The 22373-nt window shown below is 57.8% G+C and carries 24 protein-coding genes and 1 pseudogene; 3 read left to right on the forward strand and 22 right to left on the reverse strand.

Going from position 1 to position 22373, the window contains the following annotated elements:
- Positions 1-23: 23 nt before the first annotated feature.
- The 17 genes from ACN0TS_RS07120 to ACN0TS_RS07200 form a co-directional block, all read right to left on the reverse strand.
- The gene (locus ACN0TS_RS07120) at positions 24-3287 is read right to left on the reverse strand and encodes an error-prone DNA polymerase (protein ID WP_417258639.1); all 3264 of its coding nucleotides are present in this window, start codon (positions 3285-3287) and stop codon (positions 24-26) included.
- Positions 3284-4726 (reverse strand): Y-family DNA polymerase, encoded by a 1443-nt coding sequence (locus ACN0TS_RS07125; protein ID WP_417258640.1) that lies wholly within the window; start codon positions 4724-4726, stop codon positions 3284-3286. Before ACN0TS_RS07125 ends, ACN0TS_RS07120 begins: the two co-directional genes overlap by 4 nt.
- On the reverse strand, positions 4698-5261 hold the full coding sequence (locus tag ACN0TS_RS07130; RefSeq protein ID WP_417258641.1) for an ImuA family protein: 564 nt from the start codon (positions 5259-5261) through the stop codon (positions 4698-4700). Before ACN0TS_RS07130 ends, ACN0TS_RS07125 begins: the two co-directional genes overlap by 29 nt.
- Before the next feature lie 78 nt (positions 5262-5339).
- Entirely contained in the window at positions 5340-6338 is a 999-nt protein-coding gene (locus ACN0TS_RS07135) for a type IV secretion system protein (protein ID WP_417258642.1), read from the reverse strand.
- Positions 6339-6358: 20 nt separating this feature from the next.
- Entirely contained in the window at positions 6359-6535 is a 177-nt protein-coding gene (locus ACN0TS_RS07140; protein WP_417258643.1) for a DUF4177 domain-containing protein, read from the reverse strand.
- Entirely contained in the window at positions 6528-7538 is a 1011-nt protein-coding gene (locus ACN0TS_RS07145; protein ID WP_417258644.1) for an ATPase, T2SS/T4P/T4SS family, read from the reverse strand. Before ACN0TS_RS07145 ends, ACN0TS_RS07140 begins: the two co-directional genes overlap by 8 nt.
- Before the next feature lie 2 nt (positions 7539-7540).
- Positions 7541-8854 carry a TrbI/VirB10 family protein gene (locus ACN0TS_RS07150; RefSeq protein ID WP_417258645.1) on the reverse strand — a complete coding sequence of 438 codons (1314 nt, stop codon included), beginning with the start codon at positions 8852-8854 and terminating at the stop codon, positions 7541-7543.
- A complete protein-coding gene (locus ACN0TS_RS07155; protein WP_417258646.1) occupies positions 8847-9542 on the reverse strand; it encodes a TrbG/VirB9 family P-type conjugative transfer protein in 696 nt (231 codons plus the stop codon). Before ACN0TS_RS07155 ends, ACN0TS_RS07150 begins: the two co-directional genes overlap by 8 nt.
- Before the next feature lie 3 nt (positions 9543-9545).
- Positions 9546-10196, reverse strand: coding sequence for a virB8 family protein (locus ACN0TS_RS07160; protein WP_417258647.1), 651 nt, complete (start codon positions 10194-10196; stop codon positions 9546-9548).
- A gap of 4 nt (positions 10197-10200) precedes the next feature.
- Entirely contained in the window at positions 10201-10980 is a 780-nt protein-coding gene (locus ACN0TS_RS07165) for a type IV secretion system protein (RefSeq protein ID WP_417258648.1), read from the reverse strand.
- Positions 10977-12071: a lytic transglycosylase domain-containing protein gene (locus ACN0TS_RS07170; protein WP_417258744.1), complete on the reverse strand. Its 1095-nt coding sequence runs from the start codon at positions 12069-12071 to the stop codon at positions 10977-10979. Before ACN0TS_RS07170 ends, ACN0TS_RS07165 begins: the two co-directional genes overlap by 4 nt.
- A gap of 46 nt (positions 12072-12117) precedes the next feature.
- Positions 12118-12276, reverse strand: coding sequence for a hypothetical protein (locus ACN0TS_RS07175; RefSeq protein ID WP_417258649.1), 159 nt, complete (start codon positions 12274-12276; stop codon positions 12118-12120).
- The gene (locus ACN0TS_RS07180) at positions 12269-14635 is read right to left on the reverse strand and encodes a type IV secretion system protein B4 (RefSeq protein ID WP_417258650.1); all 2367 of its coding nucleotides are present in this window, start codon (positions 14633-14635) and stop codon (positions 12269-12271) included. The genes ACN0TS_RS07175 and ACN0TS_RS07180 overlap by 8 nt, the downstream gene beginning before the upstream one ends.
- Positions 14625-14903 (reverse strand): type IV secretion system protein VirB3, encoded by a 279-nt coding sequence (locus ACN0TS_RS07185; RefSeq protein WP_417258651.1) that lies wholly within the window; start codon positions 14901-14903, stop codon positions 14625-14627. Before ACN0TS_RS07185 ends, ACN0TS_RS07180 begins: the two co-directional genes overlap by 11 nt.
- Positions 14904-14910: 7 nt before the next feature.
- Positions 14911-15201, reverse strand: a complete 291-nt coding sequence (locus ACN0TS_RS07190; RefSeq protein ID WP_417258652.1) for a TrbC/VirB2 family protein — start codon at positions 15199-15201, stop codon at positions 14911-14913.
- Positions 15201-15779 (reverse strand): lytic transglycosylase domain-containing protein, encoded by a 579-nt coding sequence (locus ACN0TS_RS07195; protein ID WP_417258653.1) that lies wholly within the window; start codon positions 15777-15779, stop codon positions 15201-15203. The genes ACN0TS_RS07190 and ACN0TS_RS07195 overlap by 1 nt, the downstream gene beginning before the upstream one ends.
- A gap of 64 nt (positions 15780-15843) precedes the next feature.
- Entirely contained in the window at positions 15844-16170 is a 327-nt protein-coding gene (locus ACN0TS_RS07200; RefSeq protein WP_417258654.1) for a hypothetical protein, read from the reverse strand.
- 148 nt (positions 16171-16318) lie between these two features.
- Between ACN0TS_RS07200 and ACN0TS_RS07205 the strand changes: the two genes are divergently transcribed.
- Complete coding sequence (locus tag ACN0TS_RS07205; protein ID WP_417258655.1) at positions 16319-16621, forward strand: hypothetical protein; 303 nt, start codon at positions 16319-16321, stop codon at positions 16619-16621.
- 279 nt (positions 16622-16900) lie between these two features.
- Here ACN0TS_RS07205 and ACN0TS_RS07210 read toward each other — a convergent pair whose 3' ends face one another.
- From ACN0TS_RS07210 to ACN0TS_RS07220, 3 genes are all read right to left on the reverse strand, one after another.
- Complete coding sequence (locus ACN0TS_RS07210) at positions 16901-17407, reverse strand: hypothetical protein (RefSeq protein WP_417258656.1); 507 nt, start codon at positions 17405-17407, stop codon at positions 16901-16903.
- 242 nt (positions 17408-17649) lie between these two features.
- Positions 17650-17850, reverse strand: a complete 201-nt coding sequence (locus ACN0TS_RS07215; RefSeq protein ID WP_417258657.1) for a hypothetical protein — start codon at positions 17848-17850, stop codon at positions 17650-17652.
- A 2-nt stretch (positions 17851-17852) separates the two neighbouring features.
- Positions 17853-18065, reverse strand: coding sequence for a helix-turn-helix domain-containing protein (locus ACN0TS_RS07220; protein ID WP_417258658.1), 213 nt, complete (start codon positions 18063-18065; stop codon positions 17853-17855).
- Positions 18066-18460: 395 nt separating this feature from the next.
- On the opposite strand from ACN0TS_RS07220, the gene ACN0TS_RS07225 reads away from it, so the two are divergent.
- Together ACN0TS_RS07225 and ACN0TS_RS07230 are read left to right on the forward strand one after the other, a co-directional pair.
- The gene (locus tag ACN0TS_RS07225) at positions 18461-18865 is read left to right on the forward strand and encodes a hypothetical protein (RefSeq protein ID WP_417258659.1); all 405 of its coding nucleotides are present in this window, start codon (positions 18461-18463) and stop codon (positions 18863-18865) included.
- A gap of 615 nt (positions 18866-19480) precedes the next feature.
- Positions 19481-20246: pseudogene (locus tag ACN0TS_RS07230) on the forward strand (IS5 family transposase); the annotation flags it as partial.
- A gap of 114 nt (positions 20247-20360) precedes the next feature.
- Here ACN0TS_RS07230 and ACN0TS_RS07235 read toward each other — a convergent pair.
- Together ACN0TS_RS07235 and ACN0TS_RS07240 are read right to left on the reverse strand one after the other, a co-directional pair.
- Positions 20361-21227: a sulfotransferase family protein gene (locus tag ACN0TS_RS07235; RefSeq protein ID WP_417258660.1), complete on the reverse strand. Its 867-nt coding sequence runs from the start codon at positions 21225-21227 to the stop codon at positions 20361-20363.
- Positions 21228-21229: 2 nt separating this feature from the next.
- Positions 21230-22363: a glycosyltransferase gene (locus tag ACN0TS_RS07240; RefSeq protein WP_417258661.1), complete on the reverse strand. Its 1134-nt coding sequence runs from the start codon at positions 22361-22363 to the stop codon at positions 21230-21232.
- Positions 22364-22373: the final 10 nt, after the last annotated feature.

Raw genomic sequence — 22373 nt, forward strand, 5'->3', positions numbered from 1 at the left:
CATTTTGCGTCGCAGCGACTATCTCAATGAAAATCCCTGCTCGGAAACAACCGCTTCGCCTGATCGCGCGGGTGCATGGCGCGGGGTTGGGGGCGTGAACGCGGGGCGTCGTCGGCTTGTGGCTCGGTCACGCCAACCGCACCGTCCATCGGATGGCCGAGGGTGCTGAGGCGATGCGAGACGTCTTCGATGTGCTGCGCAATGAGATGCACCACGATGCCCTCGCGCTGCACCACGCCTGTGACGCGCAGCAACCGCCCCCCCATGACGGCACGGCGGAACTGTTTGTAGACTGTTTTCCAGACCACCACGTTCGACACACCCGTCTCGTCCTCCAGCGTTAAGAACACCACGCCTGACGCGGTGCCAGGGCGCTGGCGCGTGATCACCAAGCCACAGACAGAAATAGACCGCCCCGCAATCGGGCCAAGAGGCACATCGGGGAGTGCCGCGTGGGGCGTCAGCCCGTCCATATCGGGGCGTAGTAACTCCATCGGGTGGGCTTTGAGCGACAGGCGCATGGCGACGTAGTCTTCGACCACTTCCTCTCCGAGGTGCATCGTGGGCAAGGTCACGGATGGCTCATGTATGCCTTCGCCTTCGATCGGATCGTTAAACAGCGGTAGCGGCTTGGGGCCTGTGATTGCCTTCACCGCCCAGAGCGCATCGCGCCGCCCCATGCCGAGGCCCGCATAGGCGTCCGCTTCGGCCAGCCGTTCCAGCACCGCAGGTGAAATCCCCGCGCGCAGCCACAGCGCCTCGGGGTCAGGATAGCCATTACCACGCGCCGCGACGATCCACGCGGCATCTTCCTCGCGAAAGCCTTTGATCTGACGAAAGCCGAGCCTGAGCGCCAGCGATCCATCAGCACGGCGTTCCAATGTGTTGTCCCAATCGCTGTTGTTCACACAGATGGGGCGCACCTCGATCTGATGTTCACGGGCGTCACGCACGATTTGGGCGGGGGCATAGAACCCCATCGGTTGGGAGTTGAGCAACGCGCATGCAAAGGCGGCAGGGTGGTGACATTTCAGCCATGCGGAGACATAGGCGAGCATGGCAAAAGCGGCGGCATGACTTTCGGGAAACCCGTATTCGCCAAAGCCCTCAATCTGCGAAAAACAGCTCTCTGCAAAGGCCAACTCGTAGCCGCGCTCCAACATGCCGTTGATGAATTTATCGCGTAGCTGGCCGATGGTGCCCATCCGCCGAAACGTCGCCATGGAGCGGCGTAGCTTGTCGGCCTCGGAGGGCGAAAACCCCGCCGCGACCACGGCGATTTGCATGGCTTGCTCTTGGAACAGTGGCACGCCGAGGGTCTTGCCGAGCACTTTTTCGAGCGCGTCGGAGGGGAAGGTGACAGGCTCTTTGCCTTGGCGGCGATTGATATAGGGATGCACCATGCCGCCTTGGATCGGCCCGGGGCGCACGATGGCGACCTCGATCACCAGATCATAAAACTCGCGTGGCTTCATGCGCGGCAGGAAGTTCATCTGTGCGCGGCTTTCCACCTGAAACACGCCAATGGCATCAGCCGCGCAGAGCATGTCAAAGGTCGGCGCATCGGCTTGCGGGATGGTCGCAATGCTATAGCTCGGGCCGTTATGCTGCGCGATCAGATCGAAACTCTTGCGGATGCAGGTGAGCATTCCGAGACTGAGAATGTCGACCTTGAGAATGCCGAGCGCGTCGATGTCGTCCTTGTCCCATTCGATGATCGTGCGATCCTCCATCGTCGCATTTTCAATCGGACAGAGTTCGTCCAGCCGTCCCTTGGTGATGATAAATCCACCGACGTGCTGGCTGAGGTGGCGCGGGAACCCGATGATCTCCCCGATGAGCTTGATGGTCAGCGCAAGGCGCGGGTCGCTCATATCGAGGCCCAACTCCTTGACCCGCTCAGGGTCTGCACCGCCATTACCCGATCCCCAAATCTGCCCTGACAGGTTGGCCGTGACATCCTTGGACAGGCCCATCACCTTGCCCACCTCCGCAATGGCGGCACGTGAGCGGAAATGGATCACCGTGGCACATAGCCCCGCACGATGACGTCCGTATTTGGCGTAGATGTGTTGGATGACTTCCTCGCGGCGCTCGTGCTCGAAATCCACATCAATATCGGGCGGCTCGCCACGATGCTCGGAGACGAAGCGCTCCACCACCATAGTGATGGTCTCGGGACTGACGTCGGTGATGCCGAGTAGATAACACAGGATCGAATTGGCTGCCGAACCGCGCCCTTGGCACAAGATGCCTTGGGAGCGGGCAAATTGCACAATGTCATGGACGGTGAGGAAATAGGCGGGGAAGTCGAGCGTTTTGATCAGTGCCAACTCCTTGTTCATCTGCGCGATGGCCGTATCCGGTGCGCCGTTCGGGTAGCGAGTGCGCAGCCCTTCACGCGCCAGCCGCGCCAAACGCTCTTGGGGTGGCTCGTCCCCCGCGACCTCATCTGGATATTCATAGCTCAACTCGGACAGGCAGAAACTCGACCGTGCCGCGATCTCTACCGTGCGGCGCAGAGCTGCGGGATGACGCGCAAAGAGTCGCGCCATATCGGCCTCACCTTTGAGACGCCGTTCGGAGTTCAACAACGCGCGGGTGCCGATTTGGTCAATCGTGATGCCTTCACGTATGCAGGTTAAAACATCGGCTAACTGCCTACGCGATCCGTGATGCATGAGCACATCACCGACCGCCACCATCGGCGCGGCGGTGCGGTGCGCAAGCCGTGCAACGGCGTCGAAATGTTGCTGGTCGCTGCCGTCATAGCGCGGGGCCGCGCCGATAAACACGTCCTTGGGGAATTGCTTTTTGAGTGTGGCGATTTCGGGGGCACTTGCGCGCAAGGCCGATTGGGGCAGGGCAATGAGGCTCATTCCCGCGCCGCCTTGCGCAATGTCGCGCAGGTCGAGGTAGCACGCACCTTTGGGGGCGCGGCGCTTGCCGAGTGTGAGTAACCGCGTTAGCCGCGCATAGGCGGCACGGTCATGCGGTAGAGCCAGCCAATGCGTGTCGCTGTCGCGCAGGACCAGACGCGCCCCGATGATCAGTTTGGGCAGCGGGGCATCGTCGCCAAACTCGCGGCGCAATTCCTTGAGCGCGGAATAGGCCCGCACCACGCCCGCAAGCGAGTTGCGGTCGGTGATGGCCACGGCGGTCAGGCCGAGGCTTGCTGCGCGGGCGATCAACTCCTCGGGATGCGATGCGCCGCGCAGGAAGGTGAAATTGGATGTGCAGCACAGTTCCGCGTATCCGGGGTCCAGCGATGGATTGCGAGCGTTCATGCGAACTCCCCATGCACAAACCATCCAGGGTTTTGCGGTGTGTAGAACAGCCACAACCGTCGCCCCTCTCGCGTCTCGACATGCCAGTAGTCACGCACGCCCGATCGCCAGGCCTCATCAGGCAGCCACCATTCTGGCGCGATGCGTTCAGGCCCTGTGCTGCGTCCGGTGGTGAGCGCCATGCGCCGCCAGCGGAAACGCGCGGGCGGTCGCGCACCCATGCCTGCTATCGGTTCGGGGGAGAAGAGTTTCAACGGGCGTGGACGATGGCGCGACCATGCGCCCTGCGCTTCGCTGTAGGCCGCAGGGGCGATCTGAAAACTCCGCTCGGGGATATGGCTATCGGCGGGCAAAAAACGCTGGATATTCTCCAGCCCGATGCGGTTTCCTAGCCGCGTGATGAGGTCGTCCAATCCATCGGGACGCGCCGCCGTGTTCGTCGTGATTTGCGCGGGCAAGAGAGGCTCCACCTGCGTGGCCTCAAGGCGCATCTGGTCAATGCCATAGCCTGCATCCACTGCATCAACACCGCGTGCGAACAGCGGCAAAATCCGCGCAGCATCGCGCATGGGGGCGGCAAGACGCAGTTCGACCTGTTGCGCGCCTTGATCGACGCGGCGCAGGGTGAGTTGCAACTGGCGCGCGCCCATGTCCTGCTCTTTGAGCTTTTCGCACAGTCGTGCCAAAAGGCGCTCTGTCCCCATCATCACGTCTGCCGCCAAGCCAATCGGGTCGGGTAATGTGAGGCGCACACCGTAATGTGGCACCTCGCCCAAGGGGGTGATGACCTCATCTTGCGCCCCCATAGCCTGATCCAGACGCAACAGCACATCAGGACCGAAACGACGCGCAATCGTGGCGCGGGGCAGATTGAGAAGGTCGGAAATCTTGCGCAACCCGAGACGTTGCAAGGCCGTGTCCGTCTTGGCATCAAGACGCAGTGCCGCAACGGGCAGTGTGCGAATGTCGTCTTGGGCGGAGCGCCCGTAATGGGTGAGCGCCCAGGCCGCCCCGCGTGTGTTGGCCGCCGCGATATGGCCGCTTAGCCCCGCGCGTGCGAGGCGGTGACGCATGTCGTCTAGCATCGCCGCCTCGCCACCGAACAGATGTGCCGACCCCGTGATGTTGAGCATCAACCCATCCGCGCCATCAAGGCCCACCCAAGGGCAATACCGCTTGCTCCACCGCGCGAGCATTTGCAAAAACCGCGCATCGGCAACCGTGTCGGCGGGCTGGCTTTGCAGGTCGGGACAATAGGCCCGCGCATCCGATAACCCCATGCCACGGTGCAGGCCTTGAGCCTCGGCGGCGCGGTTCAGGCAATAGATACGGTCAGTGTTTTTCTCGTGATGTGTGAGCACAAAGGGACGGTTGTCGTTGGCTGTGACCTGCGCACGTGCGCGTAGAACCCTATCGCTGGGCAGCCTCGGAAACCACATTGATACGACGCGTTTGCGCATCCCACTTCACATTCCACGCTTTTAATGTTCCTGATTTGTTCTTTATAATTTTCCACCGCTGGAGAGTCGAGTCTGTCTGTCCCTGCGGATCGAAAACGGGGGAGCAATGCCACCGAGTTTGTGCGGCATTGCTGCCCATCCCCTCGGGCAGAATGCAAAGGCCCATTGTTTTTCCGCTTTGAGCCGCAAGCTGCAATCGCCGCCCTTCAGTCAGGCCAACGGGCTGGGTCAGCTCCATGACCACCAAGGCGACACTGCCAGAACGCAGACCTTCTTCGGCGCTAGCAAGCACATCCAAGTGGCTCGGAGCCTGTGCCAAAAGCAGGTGTTGCGGATCAAGATAGGGGATCACCCCAGCCGGATTGATTTGCTCGCCACGCCATGCCTTACGGACCCACAGCACCTTGCCGCCCAACCGAGCACCAAGTGCAACAGCAAACGCCATCGCCGACGGTCCGCAAACCTCATGGGTGCGGGATGCCATTGGAGGGAAGTGGGATTCGAAGGTGGTCATGGGGTGAACATATAGGAACGCGTGATGAAAATGAATGTTGGTTGGAGGTGCGCCAAGAATAGAGATATTGGGCCGATTTCACTCCAACCGCTTCGCCCGATCCGCAATCTTCTGAACCAGAGAAACAGTAGCACTGCCCGCCTGCCGTATCCCAACCCCCGCAATTTCCGCATTAGACCTACTCCCAAAACGTGTCCTTGCACGTGAGCCCTTTGTGCCGATCAAGCCTTTGGTGAAACTGCTAGGCCCTGTCATGCTCGGCGGTCCGGCCATCATGAAGTTGCCAGAGATAGAGCGGACGATCAGCGGGGTGGCGATGATCATGCCGCCTGCGAGAAACATCATCATGAAGAAGGGCACCAGTGCGCCGATGTTGTTCGCGCCGGAGGGGTCTCCGAGCTCGGCCATCAACGAACGTGACATGCCGACGACCGTGGAAAACACCCCGGCGATCACGAGGGGGTAGAGAGCATAGGATACCGTGCTGGACAGCCAGCGGTGGAAATAGTCCTTGCTGACATCAAAAAGCGAAAGTGCGATCATGATGGGGGCGATGCCGATCATGAAGGCCAGCATGATCTTTGCGAAGATCAGGACAAGGCCGCAAAGCGCCCCGATGACGCCGAGGAGGAAAGCGCCGATCGCGCCGATCAGGGCTCCGGCCATCCAATGCATGTTGTCACCAGCCGCGTTCAGGTAGTCGCCAAATTCTTCGATGAGGTCGTCGAAAGCCTCGGCGAAATAAGACGCACCCGCACCGCCGCCGCCAAGCCCAGCCACCATGCCGCCCGCGAGCTGGTCGAGCCCGTTGATGAGGGCGCTGGCCACCGCGTTGAATTGGACCCAATTCATTGCAAAGAGGGAGATCAGCATGAGCTTGAGTGCGAACCAGAAGGCGGTCCGCCCGTCCATGGACTTGTACTGAAACACCATGTTGAGGAAGACGCCGATCACGGCGAGCGTCGAGGCCACGGCAATGACGCCGCCGAGTTGCCCAGCGACGTTGCCAAATGTGGTTTGGGCCGCGTCGTCCAGAAAGTTGTCGGTTGTCTCTACCATCCAGGTGACAACGCCCATCAATTCCTCCTCGGTTGGATTTAGGCGCTGTCACCAGTGCGACGTTTCAGGAAGGCCTTCAGGATGTGCTCGCCGTCGAAATCCGGCACGACGGAGACCAACTCCCAGCCATCTTGGCCAAGGGCGGTCAGCTGTGCTTCGATCTTCGGTGGCTTAGTCTTGGCGGTGTTGATCTTTTCAATCTTGTATTCAAACATGGGCGGTTTCCTTTGAATGGGGCTCGATTTGTTGGTCATGGTCAACCGGCAGGTAAAATTCGGTGATGCCGCGCGCGCCTTCATGGCGACCGGCTTGGATGATCACATCGATGGAGCGGGTGATGTAGTCGTTCATATCCTGGTAGGTCATAGGCACATCGGTTTTCAGGGCGGCGATGGCGAGGCGCTGCACGGCCAACTGAGGTGTTTCAGCATGGAGCGTGGTGAGAGAGCCACCATGCCCCGTATTGATGGCCTCGAGGAATGTCATGGCTTCTTTGCCGCGCACTTCGCCTAGGACAATACGGTCCGGCCGCATGCGCAGCGTGGAGGTCAGCAGGACATCAGCGCTGCGCGTGGCTTCATCCCGGTCAGACATTAGCGTGACGACATTGGGCTGCGTCGGACGCAACTCGGCGGCTTCTTCGATGGTAATGATGCGCTCGTCAGCGGGGACGAAGGAAAGGATTTTTCGCGCCGTGACGGTCTTGCCAGTGGAGGTCCCGCCGGCCACGATCATGTTGAGCTTGTAGGTAACGCAAAACTTGATCGCGGCATCAATGTCGCCCGTGGCCACGACATCGCGCAGCTCAGCATTGCGCTTGCGTCTTGCGCCCTCGTTGCTGCGTTCTTTTCTGAAGAGATAGGACAGCTTGATCTGCTCCAGCGGCAGGTCCGCAAAGAACCGCAGCGAAATCGCATAATCGCCATCAACGGCGGGAGGCTGGATGACTTGCGCGCGGATTGGGCGGTCACAGTAGGTGATGCTGACCGATACAATCGGTTTGGTCCGGCTGAGTGTGGTGTTCGCGGCGGAAGCAATCTGATTGCCCAGGTCTTTGATCTCGTTGGGTGAGAGCTGTCGATTGAGGGGTCGCATGAAATGATCCCCCTGAAACTCGGCCCACAACGTGCCGTCAGGATTGATGCAAAGCTCGATCAGCTTTGGATCGCGCGCCTCAGGGATCTTGTCCATCGAGCTTTGCAGATAGCTGGCCACCATGATCAGAAAATCTCCAGATCGCGATCAACCATAACGGTGACGCGGGCTCCTTGGTCGACATAGGTCACGGGCGAGACGGAGAGATATTCGCCAATCACGCTTTGCGCGCTGTCTTGAAGGTCTTCGCCAATGCCTTCCAGAACATCAGAGGCGATCTCATCTTCGGTGTTCTGGGCTGCAACAGCAGGCAAGGCTCCGATCAGCGATATCAGGGCGGCTGACCCGAACCGCGTGCCAAAACGGCTGTCGACAAAGCCGCTTGTGCCGGACCGCCCCAGTTCGTCCCCGCCAAAGGCGCTGATTTCGACGGTCTGGTTGCTTGGCAGAATGATCCGATCCCAAGCAATCGTCACGCGTCGTTGCGCTATGTCGAGGCCAGATTGATACCGCCCGATCAGACGCGCGCCGCGCGGGATAAGGACCCGCGAGCCGTCAAATGCGTGGACATCTTCAGACACCATTGCGCGGACCTGACCAGCGAGTGAGCTGTCGATCGCTGTCTCCAGCACGGCCTGAATCATTGTGCCCTGAACGACGGTGTTTGACGGGTTCACGATCAACTGGGCTTGCGTCACCTCTGCGGGTTCTGCACCATTTCGAACAAAATCTGTGTCGCCATCAAGCCGCCTCTGCTGTGCGGCGGTTTCATTGGTGCCATTACCCGAGCCGCCAAAGGCGATGATTGGGCTGGCGATACGGGCTTGTAGCTCTTCAAGTTCGGCTTGCCGCCGCCGCTCGAGCTCTTGAAGACGCTGCTCCTCGGCCGTGGGGCCGGTTGGTGCGGGGGAGCGCGGGGTTTCAAGGCGCACTAGCTCAAGATCGTTCTGCAGGCGCTGGATTTGCCGCGCGCGTTCTTCCAACTCTTCGCGCAAAGCGGCCTGAGTTGCGGCGGCCTCACTGCGCAGGGCGTCGATCTCTGCTCCCAAGGTGTTCAGCGCTTCTGTGTCGACAGCAGGGGCTTCGGCCGCAGGTGCGTTGCGCAGGGCTTCAAGCTCGGACCGCATGGCATCCATTTGCGCGCGCAACTCTTCTGTTTCGCTGTCTTGTTCCGGCTCCGGCGGCGGTGATGTGTCTATCGGTGCAGGCGTGGGCTCGAGCGCGCCAAACCCCGGTCCCGCCGCTTGGAACTCATCCGGTGAAGCCGTTTCCAGGCTTTCGGGTTCAGAGTCGCCAGAGAACAACAGCAAGAGGCCGCCAAGGGCCGCGATTGCCGCAATGCCCAAGGCAATCGCAACAATAGACGGCCGTGCCTTAGGATCTTGTGGTTTGCCTTCAAGTGCTTTGAGGCGCCTTTTCAGCTCAGCTGTTTCACTCATCCTGATTTGCCTCGCTCATCTCTTGAACGCAGATTTCATCCTCACCGAGCCTGAGAACCCATCGATCGCTGACACCTGACACACGGATCACACCATCAGGTCGGGCCAGAGCATTCACACTGCGCTCATTGCCAGCAGACCAGCGAAAGATTGCGGGCAACGGCGCGTTTGCGGCAAAGCGGAAATAGGTGAAAGTGCCGTCGTCCCAGATTTCGCGTGGGGTGATCTCGGACCGCGCGCTGACGCCATAGGCGTGGTTTGCTGGCGCGTTCGCTGCGACTCGGGATTGTCGTGGTGCCGCCTCGGGATAGGTGAAGCGAATAACGTAGAAGGTCGGCGAGCTCGCCTCGGTCACGTTGAAATAATAGCTGCGCCGGTTGGTGTAGACGGTGATGTTTGTATGCGCGCCGCGCGAGACGGGCTTGATCGCAAAGGCCTGGCCACCAGGCACGCCGTCCAAAAGGAACCCTTCGGTATCGCCAGCAATGATTGAGCGGATGGTCTCGCCTTGGCCGAACTCGATGCTGGTCACATGGGTCAGGCTGGTGCGGATGCGGTAGACCTGTCCATCCTGATAGGTGGCCAGGCGGACGCGTGCATCATAGGGGCCTTGGCGCGGCTGGGTTTCAGCATAGGCGGTGCCAGCAAGCGGAATTAGGAAGGCGAGGATCAGGAACAGGCGACGCATTGGTTACTCCAGACGATCCGAGCGGATCGCATATTCGGTGACGGTGAAGCCGAAAGGGTTCTGCCAGACATCGTCGATCGACCGGCTGTTCTCTGGACGAAACTCAAACATTAGCGTTGCGGTGAAGAGCCCGTTTTGACTGCCACGCGGCGAGTTCAGCCGCTTGCGCAGGCGCACCTGAGCGCGGTTGGCGCTGATATGGGTGATCGACAAAACCTCGACATCCAGACGTGCATCTGTGCCGTAGCTGTCGGGCGGATAGGCCTCATGGCCGCTGGTCCAAAGCGCGCGCAATCCAGCAGCGGCCGCGCCGTCCGACTGGTCCAGGACCCGCCGCACCCGCACATCATTGTCGAGCTGATTGTACGTCTCTCGATCAATGACATAGCGGTAGACCTGTGCCTCGATGATAGCGGGGCGTTCCGTGAGTGAGACCGCCTCAACCACGGCATTGGGGAGGGCCATGCCGGTCTCAGAATCAAAGGGCACGATCATGGGCGGCGGGTCCACATCGAACAGGGCCACGAGGGCAGCGGCGAGGCAACCTGCCATGCCAAACGCCATGCCTGTCAGCCCCAGTTTCTGCCACAAGAGCTCGCGTCGTCGTGCGCCGTAGACGAGCTCTTCTTCGATGATTTCTGCCTCACTGTTCATAGGATCAGTCCGCGCGCAGCTCTGGCAAGGTGAAGTCCATGTAGCGGCGCTCTTCGGCCAGCGTGGCGGCATCCAACACGCCGGACTGGCCCGCGCCGACGGTCTGAATGGCTTCGAGTTCCCACATGCGCGTCATGGCAATCGCCAGTTCGGCTGTAACGCGTGTGTTGTGATCGACAGCCTCCTTGAGCGTTTCCATGTCCGGGATCAATGAGACTAGCTGTTCGACCCGTTCGAGGGATTGCGCGGCCTCGTCATAGCTGTTCTCAGCGGCCGCCGACATCACGGCCCCGGTGCCCGCCTGGCTGGCAATGCGCTCAGCCCCCGGATTGCCGCTGCTGGCCATGTCAGAGAGGGTATCTTGGTCGAACCCCGCATCTTCGAGGGCTTGCGTCATGCGGCCCTCCATCTGAGGGGCGGCATTGCCGATGAGCCCGCTGAAATCGCCGCTCTGGATTTGCCGGATGGTGCCGAGGAGATCGCCGAATTCCTGATCGAGCAGGCCGTCAAGATCACCACCCATGGCCATCTCGATGATATCCGACGCGCCGGTCAGGGCGGCGTAGGTCTCGTTAAGCGAGTCGAGTTGCTGCTGCACCAAGTCAAGCTGTTCGAGAAGCGTGTCGAGCTGATCGGTCTGGATCCCGAAATCCTCCAGCATCTGCTGCAGCTGGCGAATTTCCTGCGCAATGTTACGGGTGTCGACCGTCGGCACGCCTTGGGCAGATGCGGGGGACGCCACCAGCAAGGCGCAGGTGGCGACGGCAGAAAGAAAGCGGATCATCGGAGGGCCTCCAGATCGAATTGCATGAAGTCTTGTTCACGTGCCTGCGCGGCCGCCATGGCCAGCTCTGCGGCGCTAAGTGGACGGGTATGGGCTGCCTTGAGGCGCGTGCGGATTGCGATCAAACGGGCGAGTTCGGCCCGCGCATAGGTGTTGAGCGACATGGCCGCGTGAATGTCGTCGGTTTCGCCAATGCGGGTGATGATGTCCTGCACCCGAAGCGCGGCCGCTTGCACGGAGATCAAGGAGTAATCGCCATAGATCCCTGCACCGAAAGAGGTCAGGCTCATGGTGGAATTTGCGAGAAGGACCGGATCTATGGTGCCAAGCGCATCAACGCCGCCGACACGGGCGAGGTAGAGATTGTAGCGCTCAGGAATGACCTCAACGTAGTGCTGGGTCTCAGCAAAGGGCGGCACGCCGCCGTAGCGCTGCACATTGCCGGGACCGGCATTGTAGGCGGCGAGCCCGTGAATGATGTTGCCGTCAAACATGGCCAGCATCTGCGCCAGATAGCGCGCGCCGCCAGTGACCTGGATGTAAGGGTTTTCATAGTAGGCCGGGTAAATCCCGAGATCCTGAGCCGTGCCGGGCATGATCTGGGTCAGGCCGAATGCGCCGACAGGGGAGCGCGCGCCGATGGTGAAGCGGCTTTCTTGCCAGATCAGCGCCTGCAACAGACAGCGCCATTGCTTGGGCGACAGCCCCGCAGCGCGCACGCCGGACATATTGTGCGTTTCCTGAGCGGCGCGAATGATCAGCTGTTCGATCGAGCCAGAGGCATCACCGAACAAATGGGCAGCTCCAGGGTTTGGGTCGACCGAACCATAGAGCGTGTCTGCGGCGCTTTCAGGTGATGAACCCGCTTCCAAGCTTGCGACCAGCGCGCCTGAATTTCCGCTGGCAAGCGTCGTGGCATCGAGGATGTCTTCCAGCGCTTGGAGTTGTTCTTGTTCGAGCTCTTTTAGCTCTTCTTCTTTGGACTGCCGATCCCGCTGGAGCGCCAGATCTTGTTCACCCTGCTGCAACACGCGCTCGCGCTGCAAGAACATACCCGCATCAAATGTGGGCACGCCTTGGGCAAAGGCCATTGGCGCAGCGAACCACACCAAGCCCGCAAGGATATGCAGGCGGTGCCTACTCACCGAGACCACCAATCGGCCCGAGCAGCTCGAAATTGCAGTTACTGCGGCTGACCTCGGCAAATGAGTTGAAGCATTTTGCTTCCGACGGCCGGTATTCCGCGCAGGCTGTCAGGGTCAAAAGGGTGAGGGTCAGCACGCCAAGTCTACGCATCAATCTGTCTCCAAAAATCAGGGTTCCGGCGATAATCCGCGCCGACCAGCGCTTCGCCTTTTTCCATGCCGCCAAGGATCGTGAGGTATGGGCCAAGGGCGCTGAGATCAGCGTCGATCACCACCGAGCCTTGATCGTCGCGCACCAGCGCCAGACGGGAGTTACTACCCGTTCCTAGGAGCACGCTCAGCTCTTTTTCAGTGAGGCCCAGCATGGTGTAATCGCTGGCCGAGGCGCGGATGTTGGGAAGCAAGAGCTGCGTCGGCACAGCCTCGACAATCGTTTTGCCAGTGCGTGTTTTCTCAAGTTGGCTTGCGTATTGGGTCATCATCACGACAACCGCGTTCTGTTTGCGCGCGGTCACAAGCCAGTTGCTCAGCCGGTCTGCAAAATACGGGTTGTCGAGTGCTTTCCAGGCCTCATCGATGACGATCAACGTGGGCTTCCGATCCTCGATCACGCGCTCCACCCGCCGAAACAGGTAGGAGAGGACCGCCATGCGCTCTTTCTCGCTTTCGCTGTCGAGAATGCCGGTCAGGTCGAACCCAACAACATCACCATCGAGCGAAAAGGTATCCTCCGCGCTTTGACCGAAGATCCAGCCATATCGGCCGTCTGCGGTCCATTCCTGGACCCGTTCGAACAGGTCCCCTTCGTCCGCCCCGGCGACAAAGAGTGAGGCTAGGTCCTGCCAGTTGCGAAGGGCGGCATCGCTCGCCTCGGCGTTCTGGCGCACCACTTCTTGGATGCGGTTGATCTGAACAGGGCTCAGGGGTTTGTCGGCGCGATGAAGCAGCGTGGCTAGCCAATCAGACAGCCAGGCTTGCCCGCGCCCATCGATTTCTGTGCGGAGCGGATTGAGACCAGTTGCTTCGCCCGCCTTGATGGCGCTGTAGCGCCCGCCATTGGCTCGAACCGCCATTTCCATGCCCGTGCGGTAGTCAAAGACAAAGACGCGCGCTTCGCAGCGGCGGGCTTGGGTCATGAGGAAGGCTGACAAAACCGACTTGCCGGAGCCAGGACGACCAAGAATCAACGTATGTCCACCGGTTGGCTCTCTGTCCGGCTGACCCATCTCATGGTAGTTGAACAGGAAGCCCGAGCGTTCGGGCGTCGGGAAGAGAGTGATCGGCTTGCTCCAAGGCACGTTGTGTCCGGATTTCCCCAGTTGACCGCGATGCAGCGCTGCGAGGTCGGCAAAGTTCGTGTTCGTGATGGCGGCCTTACGGCTACGCATCTGCCCGTTGCCCGGATGCTGCGCGAAATAATGGGTTCGGGCGGCGAAACTCTCATTGACCAGATTGACGCCTTCACTGGCGGCGATGTTGCGCACTTCGGCGGCAATTGCTTCCAGCTTTTCCTCGGTCTCGGCGAAAACCGTGACGGTCATGTGATGATCGCCAAAGCTGAGCCGTTTGGATTCGAGATCGTCCAGCGCGTCGACCAGTTCTTCGGCGAGGGAAATTGCGCCATCATCACTGGCTTTCATAAGGCGCTGTTGACGCTTAATCCGGCTGGCCATGATGTTGCTGTTGATCGGCGTGAAAGAATGCGTGACCACCATGTCGACAGGCAGGTTCAGCTCATCGAACATGGTGCAGTTGGTTTTGGCCGGATAGGTCTTGATCGCAAAGCTGGTGCCAAACCGCGTGCCCGCCGTCCCATCGTCGAGCGTGAAGCTTCGCCCCTGAAACGTGACGCGGGTGTTGGCCACATCTTCGGCAATGACGCCAAAGCGGGATATTGCGAAGAGCGGTCGCTCCTGACCGATGTTGAGCGACCCGAGAAATCCCAGAAGTTCGCCGCTTTCAGCACCGAGCAGGCGCGGATGCATCTCAGCAAAAGATGACAGCAGAAAACCGACGACCTCCTCGAGCTTGCGCAGTTGCTTGGCCGTCTGGTCTTTCAGCTGAGCGATCGAGTCTGAGCGCTTCAGGCGCAGCCGCGCGCCGAGGGGAGGACGTTTCAGTACCGTGAGCGTGAGAGTCTTGTCTCGTAGACCGGACCGCGCCATCGCCGTTTGCCAGCGGGTGTCGAGCGCTTGTGCAAACCCCTCATTGGGCACTGGTGGCAAGCCGGTTTCGATCGCCTTTGAGACCTTGTGGACGTAGAAGCTGTACTCTGGCCCAATCTGCGCAATGATCGCAGCGAAGAGCGCGCGGATCTTCTCCAGATGCGCGTCATCGCTGGTCATGCTGTTGACGCCATCGAGACGGATGCACTGGAACAGCGCATTGCCGCGCGTGCGGATCGTCAGGTCATTCACCAGGCTGACATAGGGCAGCATGCTGGCCATCGGGCGCTCTTTGCGCGCCCAGTCCGGCAGCGTTGCAAGATCAACCGACGGATCACGGAGCATAGCTGTCCCCCGAATGGATCTTGCGGTTCGGCGTGGGCGGCGTTTCCTGCAGGGCAGTGACCATCACCTCAAGAAAGGCCGGATCCCAATCCGCCGCTTTCCAAAGGGCGGGATAGGCCAGAGCGGCGATGACGATCACCGGCCAGCTCTGGACCCAAAGAAACAGCAACACAAACCCGAATAGCCAAACCATGGCATACATGATCGGCAAGCCGATGAGCTTTGGCGGCCGGATTAGGCCGAGGAAGAGGCGGGTTTGCGTAGCCATGTCAGATTTACGCGCCCCAGATGGCGGTCACGATGGTTGGCGCGGCCGCGATGCCTGCAATGGCAACCAGCACCCAGAGGGCTTGGCGGAAATCCAGAATGCCAAAGAGCCAGGAGAAGAACACACCGATCAAGGCCAAGGTGCCGATGACAATGCCCAAGGGGCCGGTGATCGTGTCGACAATGCCTTGCAGAAGGTTCTGCACCGGCGAGAGGTCGATGCTCTGAGCAAAGGCCGGTTTGGCAATCATCAAACTGGCCAAAGCCAGCGAAAGGATCGAGCGGAATTGAATGTGCATCAGGAGGCTCCAGTCAGTCGATCACGCACGGCCATGACGCGGCGCACGTGATTTTGGGTTTCTCGATAGGGAGGGATGCCGCCATAGCGCGCGACCGCGTCTGGTCCCGCGTTATAGGCCGCGAGCGCGAGTTCGGGTGTGCCGAACTGCGCCAACATCATCAGAAGGTAGCGGGCAGAGCCATCGAGGTTGGCTTGCCAATCATACGGATCTACGTCGAGCTGCGCGGCCGTCGCGGGCATCAACTGTCCGAGGCCAATCGCGCCTGCAGAGCTGCGCGCGTTTGCGCGATAGGCGCTTTCGATCTCGATATTGGCTTGGAAAAGGGCCTGCCATTCTGTCACCGACAGACCAGCCCGGCGCAGCGCGGGGTGCCCGCCATAGCGATGCGCGGTGCTTTCAAGGGCTGCGAGGATTTCGGGGCGGGGAACAACGCGGGCGGGTGCAGGAGGCGGATCTACAGCCTCAGGCGCTGCGAAAACGATCAGCTCTGGTGGGTTTGCGCCAATCCCGTCGACATAGTTTTGCGCAAAACCTGATTGGGGTGCCTTGGTCTCCAGCTGGCCATCGGCCCGCATGGAAAGCACGAAGCCTTCAGAATAGGCTGGGGCAGCAAGGAATGCCGCGAGGACGGCAAGTGGTTTAGCCCGCGTCGTCCAATTTGTGAGAGGCGACCTTGCCTTCGAACATAGGGATCGAGACGATTGACACACCAAGCCCAGCAAGAAAACTGGACAAGCCATTGATTGTCTTAAATTTTCGGGCTTCCATGTTGTTGCGCGCGGTGACGAGCAGGCGACGCGTCTCGCCATCAGGCGAGACGCAATGCACGGTCCAAACCCCGGACCACTGAGCACCTGTACGTTTGGGCGTAACCCGGCACACAACATCCGCCGAATGACCCTCGGCAAGCAGCGTGCGCAGCCCATCTTCACTAACAACATTGGGGGCGTCTTGCATCAAATTCATAGGATCGAGCCTTGCAGAATTGTGCATTAGCCCGGCAGCCCCTCATGGACTACCGACCCAATACAATATTATAGTTTTGTAATCAATGGGAGTATTTTGTATTATTGCTCCCATCATGCTTTGAAATAAATTTACTGCAACGGAGTGGATGAGCCAAGATAATATGGCACTTTTGAAACAAACATGGGTGATCTTAGTCGCGCTGAGTTGGGGATCAGTCGCAATCGTAGGCAGTTGCCTGCGGCCTGTGTCGCCATGGTTTCCGGCCAATTCCGATGATGTGTGCGCCTATGCAGATTTGTTGAGGCGCGATGCCGAGACGTATTTTGCCGATGTTGAGCAGTATTTCCGTTGCCTAGATCAGCAGAGGCGAGAGGCCTTCGAGCAAGCCCGCGAGGTCAGTGAAGACTATGTGCGTGTTTTGGAGCTTCAGAGCCGCGCAGCGGAATGATACTTACCTTGATTGTAAAGAAAGCTGTCGTTCAAAGCCTGGCAATGAAAGTCTGCAGAGCGGACGAAACGGACTTTTCCCGCAAGTGCCCCAATGACCACTTTTGTGGACCGTTCAAAAAACAGCCGTTTAAGAAAGATACACAACGCTGGTAATTGGCAATTTAGCGGCGTTTGATCAGAGGTGACTTAAGCATGAAACGAGAGCGACAAAAAGGTGCGAAAGCTCCATGATGACTGCCCGCGCACTTCTACTTTTACTAGTGGATTAAAGGTCGCATTATTGCTGTGAGGCTACCAGAAGCCCCAATAGGAAGGCCAGAACGCCCTCAATAAGAAAAACCTGAAAGAAAAGGCATATCCTCTTGGATTGGCCATTCTTATCATAGTTCTTGTGTGTTTTAGGGCGTTCGGGGTGGAAGGATTCAGCTAGAGTAAAACTCGAGAATAGAGTGAAAACTGCCCCTACGGCTAAAAGGATGGCATTCGATTCTTGAGCCAAATTTTCAGTGTAAGTTGTCCACCCCATGAGCATAGCGCCGGCGGCAATCGGAGCGGATTGCCACTGGAATGTGGACAGATCGATTGCCCAATTTTTCTTCAAGGCCCATTGGGCAACTATCAGATAAATAGCCGCCAAACCAATGAAAACCACGATTATCCATGTGATGGCCCAACCGTGCCGTAGTGCCCACCAAGCACCGTATATGGATAATATCAGCCCCAAAGCGATAATCATCGACCATAGATGTTTGTAGAAACCTCTGCACCTAGGTTTGATAGACATTACGCTAACCTTATACTTAACGCTCCTGACAAGTTTCTAGCCAATTGTGCAAGACGTGACCAACCACAAAGTATAGCTCCATGTCAAAAACAGCCGTTTGTAGCACGCTCGAAAATCACCCCAATTGATCCCGCCAAAAAATCGTTCAAAACGAAACCAGTTGTTGAAGGTTTTTGAGCGTCACCTGACAGCGGACTTTAGTTGCATTGCAGTGGTCCTGCAAAGAGGGCTCATTGTCGCCGTTAGCTGCGCGTTGCGCCAATATCCGGTTCAACAGCGCTACTTTGGGAGGTTGGCAATTCGTTTGAGTTGTCTTCGTCCAATGCAGCCTGCATCTCGCCGTTGTCCCATTGATAAAGCAGACCGATTTCTTCGCCAGTTTTGATGCACGTAATGCGGCCGATTGCTTCGGCTGTTTCGCGAACACTCTCAAATTCGGGCATAACTAGCCCCTCTCGTTAAACAATACCTTGGCATCGACGTCGAGAGCATCAGCAATCCGCTCCAGAACATCGATTGATGCTGAATTTTTGGCGAGTTCGATCTCGCTGATGTAGCTGCGATCAACGTCCGCAGCTAAAGCTAATTGTTCTTGGCTCAATCCTCTGGAATTTCTTAGATTCCGAACATTTAGCCCTACTCGGTCCCGTAATTTCATGACCTGTATTCGGCCAGATCACGAGAGCCTCTCTACGGAATATATTCCACAAAGCGCGCGCGAACATCATAAACGCAATGCTCGCATATGGTGAAAAGGTTGAGGTTGGTCGTAGAGTAACAATAATATAATTATGTAGATAATAGGATATAATTGAAATGTGGCGTCGGTTGGTCAGTGATTGGGTTTTGGGAGCTGCAGTGGCTCTTCTTACCAGTGTAGCTCCGCAGGCGGCTAAGGCCTATCAGGTCGACTGCGCCATTCTGCTTTGCCTGGCTGGTGGGTGGCCCGCGTCAGCAGAGTGTGCTCATGCCCGTGCCGTGTTCATCCGTCGGATCACGCCCTGGCCCATTGAACCGCCTTTACAAATCTGGCGTTGCCCTATGGCCGCTTCAATGAGTGGTCCATTGCAAAACACGGCCCCAAGAGTTTGGGAAGCCAGCAACCAATCAAGCCAGACGCTTGGCCAAATCATTTTGGCTCAGGTGGTTGAAGGCGGTGCCGACATCGACATCAGTGGCTTGGAGTTCGATTTCGTGCGCTCAATCCGTGTCTGGGATGTTCGCCATTACCGTCATCGCGAAAGTGGCAGCGACGATGATTGTTCAGAGAACTACAATATTCGGCTAGGGACTTACGGTGCGCAGGGTGAATTCAGGTGGCAACGCACGACACCCGCAGCCGCCCCGCAATGGGTGTTGCCATCACGCCGCTGTTTGCCATCGAGTTGGCGGCGAGGGGTAGGCGTTGAATGGGAAGATCACGAAGGCAACCACGGATATGAGTGGGTGACTTACTAAAGACAGGGTGATTGATCGAGTTATCTAAAAGAAATGCCGACCGAAACGCGGTTTACTTCGCTTAAATCGATAGGCGGTTCAGGCACTGTTATGACAGTCAGAGCTCTGGAGGTAGGGATCGGAGCCGATTTGGTCGGCGTCTTTTAAGTAATTGTATTTACTTTGATCTGTATTTCCCGCAGATGGAATTTTACGTGATTTGTGGAACGGAGGTGGATCTGTTCCCGTAATGTTCACGCGAGTTGTCGTATGATGCGCGGCGGCGATGGACTAGTAAAAAATTTGGGGCGACGTGCTCGGTATGCGTGGTGACCGTCGCAATTTAAATTCACAGCGTCAATATACTGCTGTCAGTTGGGTGATCGTTAATGTTGGCAGGCAAACGCTTTTTACAGCGATTCTGACATTGAGCGAAATGCTAACGCCTTGATCCCAATTCTATTGTACACATGGGAATAGCTAGCCGCTCGGACTACCTAGTAGGTGGTGCCGCTTCATCGTGCCGGCCGCACAGGACCCAAAATACCTGGAACTAGATAGCACACTCACTAATTCTTGTTTGATGGCATAGTCTTGTGATTCACTACCGGACGGACATAGTGCGGGAGGAGATAAATGGCGCGATCAGATATGAGCGATCTTGAATGGGAATTCATCAAGGCGGTCTTGCCCAACACGACAAGGGGCAAAAATCGTGTTGATGACCGCCATGTGATTCACGGCATTTTCTATGTCCTGCGCTCCGGCATTCCTTGGGCTGATCTCCCCGAACAATACGGCCCGCCGATTACGGTATACAACCGCTTCAACCGGTGGAGCTATGCGGGCCACAGGGATCGGATCATGGAGTCCATTTCCAACGCTCAAAACGTTGATATGGTGATGGTCGATGGGACCAGCGTGCGCGCGCATCATTCTGCCACCACGCTCAAAAAAAGACCCGCGCCGCTGTTCAGGTCGTTCACGGGACGGTTTAGGGACGAAAATAGATGTGCTTACCAATCAGGACGGGTTGCCGATCCGATATGAATTGACGCCTGGCCAGGCCCATGATGCACCGCCGTGCAAGACGCTGCCCGACAAGCTGCAGCCCAGTCAACTTGTGCTGGCGGACAAGGCATATGAGGCTGATTGGATCAGAAACATGATCTGAGAGCAAGGCGCTATCGACGTGATACCTTCCAAGAGTAACCACAAACTGCCCACGGAATTTAATGCGAAAATCTACCGAGAACGCAATAAAATCGAGCGGTTCTTTGGACGACTGAAAGCCTCGTTTCGCCGCATCGCAACCCGATACGAAAAGACATCATGAATTTTCATGCAGTTGATCAAACTGGCATCCGTCAGGCTGTGGATCGAATTCTATGAGTCCGATGCCCAAAATTTATTTTTTGCCTCGTTTGAATCGGAATTTCTGAGTCTCGGTTCTAAATTTTTCTGGGACCATAGTTCCACCGCTAGATGGAAAGGGCGCGAAGCAAAGGAAGTAAGCTCAATGATATCCGAATCGTAAGTTTGTTTCCCTGCAAATATCGTGAATTCTTTTCTCGATCGGATCCATTGATCCAACCGACTTATTCGGGCCGGCTCCTCGAATAACGGTCTGATTATAGTAATCGAGGACGGAAGTCTTGTCCTGAATCTCAGCAAAGGCGATGAGATCTTCGATGCTCTTTGGCGCAGTTATCAAGTCTTCATAGCGGAGCTGGAAGAATGTCTCCATCGGTTGCTTCGCAAGGAAAGATTCGATTGTTTCGACTGAATGGCGCCATTGCAGTGCGCAGACCTCGTGGAGGGGGAGAGACAATGTATCGTCGAGAATGCCCGGATAGCGAGGCCCCCAGAGCTTAGGCCCATTTTCGGCCCGCGTTATGCGCCGCGCAATTTCGTTGATGCCATAGCGAAGCACATATCCCAGTTGGCGCGGTGGCACGAAACGCAGTTTACGCTTTAGGTGCGATGTATCTGCGGGGGATATCCAATTCTTCATGGCCGAGCGAGATGTTGCGCGTCCGTCGCGAACAAGGTGAATGAAACGGGCCTCGGGAAAGACACGTTTGACGAATGCGGGGCTCAGCGAGTTCGTAACTGATTTCTCGATCAGGACGCGCGGCGGTATGCCGTTATTTAGGCGTGTGCAATAACGAAGAATGGTCTTGCGGATGTTCGCTATCTGGGCGTTAGTTGGGAGCGCTGGATCGAGCATGTCGTGTCTACTGCGGGGGTGATACATTGACCAGATATAGCCGATGTCGAAATCTATCGCGCCGGCGTCGTCGGCGCGAGCGAGTGTGTCTCGTAAGAATTTCGTGCCCGAGCGCGCAGCTCCGAGAATAATCAGGACGTCTTGCTCTGACATGGTCAATCTATCTCCGCGGCCATTTTTTCGTAAAGGGAAACATGAGTTGCGTCGATGTTGTTCATGTCGAACTCAGTCTCAACACGTCGGCATGCTCGTTCGCCGAGCAGGCCGACTAAGTTGGGATTATCAGCCATTGTGGCGAGAAGAGCTGTCGCCGTCGTGGTGTCGTGGGGGGCGACGACGAAGCCAGTATCGCCGTCTTTCACGAATTCCTCAACGCCGGGGTTCTCATAGACGATGGCAGGGATCCGCATAGCGCCGGCCTCCATCAAAACCCGCGGAATGCCCTCAGCGTAGGAGCTCGGTAGCATCAGAACGTCAATGCGTTCAAGGAGTTCGGGTATGTTGTGGATGAAGCCAAGATCGGTGATTAGTCCATCGGCTGCTGCGGCCTCAATTTCCGCGCGCGGGAAGGCGTCAGGATGGGAGACATGTTCGCCGGCAAGCAGGAAATCGATCGCGAGTCCCTCGGCGCGAGCGCGCTGGGCGATGTCAAGGAAATCGCCGACGCCTTTTGAGCGCAGAAAACGCCCAGCGAAAAGAATCCGCAGGCGTCCGTCGTTGGGTTTGCGCGTGAGCCCTGCGAAACGGTTGAGGTCGACACCAGAGCCTGCCACCTTGAGCGATCTCTCTGGTGCGGCCCACCCCTGTGACATGAAAAAGTCCATATTGGCTTGGTTCTGAAATATGTGTTGGTCGACGCGAGACGCCGAAAAACCGTAAAGTAGACCCGCGACTTTGCCAAGACTACGGCTTGAGGAAAAACTGTAGCCCAGCCCGGTGATCGTCGTAATCAGTATCGGTGGGCGGTGGCGGTGGAGGAGCTTAATCAACATGCCGCCGAGTAACACGGGTTTCGCATTGAATAGGTGAACGATGGATGGCTTACGGCGACGGATCTCGCGCATCAGCACCCGCGCGCCCTCGATCTCATGGCGCAGCACCATGCTTCCGACCGAGAATGGCGCCTGTATCGCGGTAAAGCCGGCGTCATCTATTTCTGCCTCCGGGTCGGCACCTTCGAAATTCGTCACCAGAGTTACCTCGTGACCACGTGAAAGAAGTGCACGTATCAGGTTGAGACGTGACTGTCGGATGCCGAAGTAGCGTTGGGAAGAAATGAGAATGTGCATGGATTATCTG

The sequence above is a fragment of the Celeribacter sp. genome, from assembly GCF_048266405.1.
GTDB lineage: Bacteria > Pseudomonadota > Alphaproteobacteria > Rhodobacterales > Rhodobacteraceae > Celeribacter.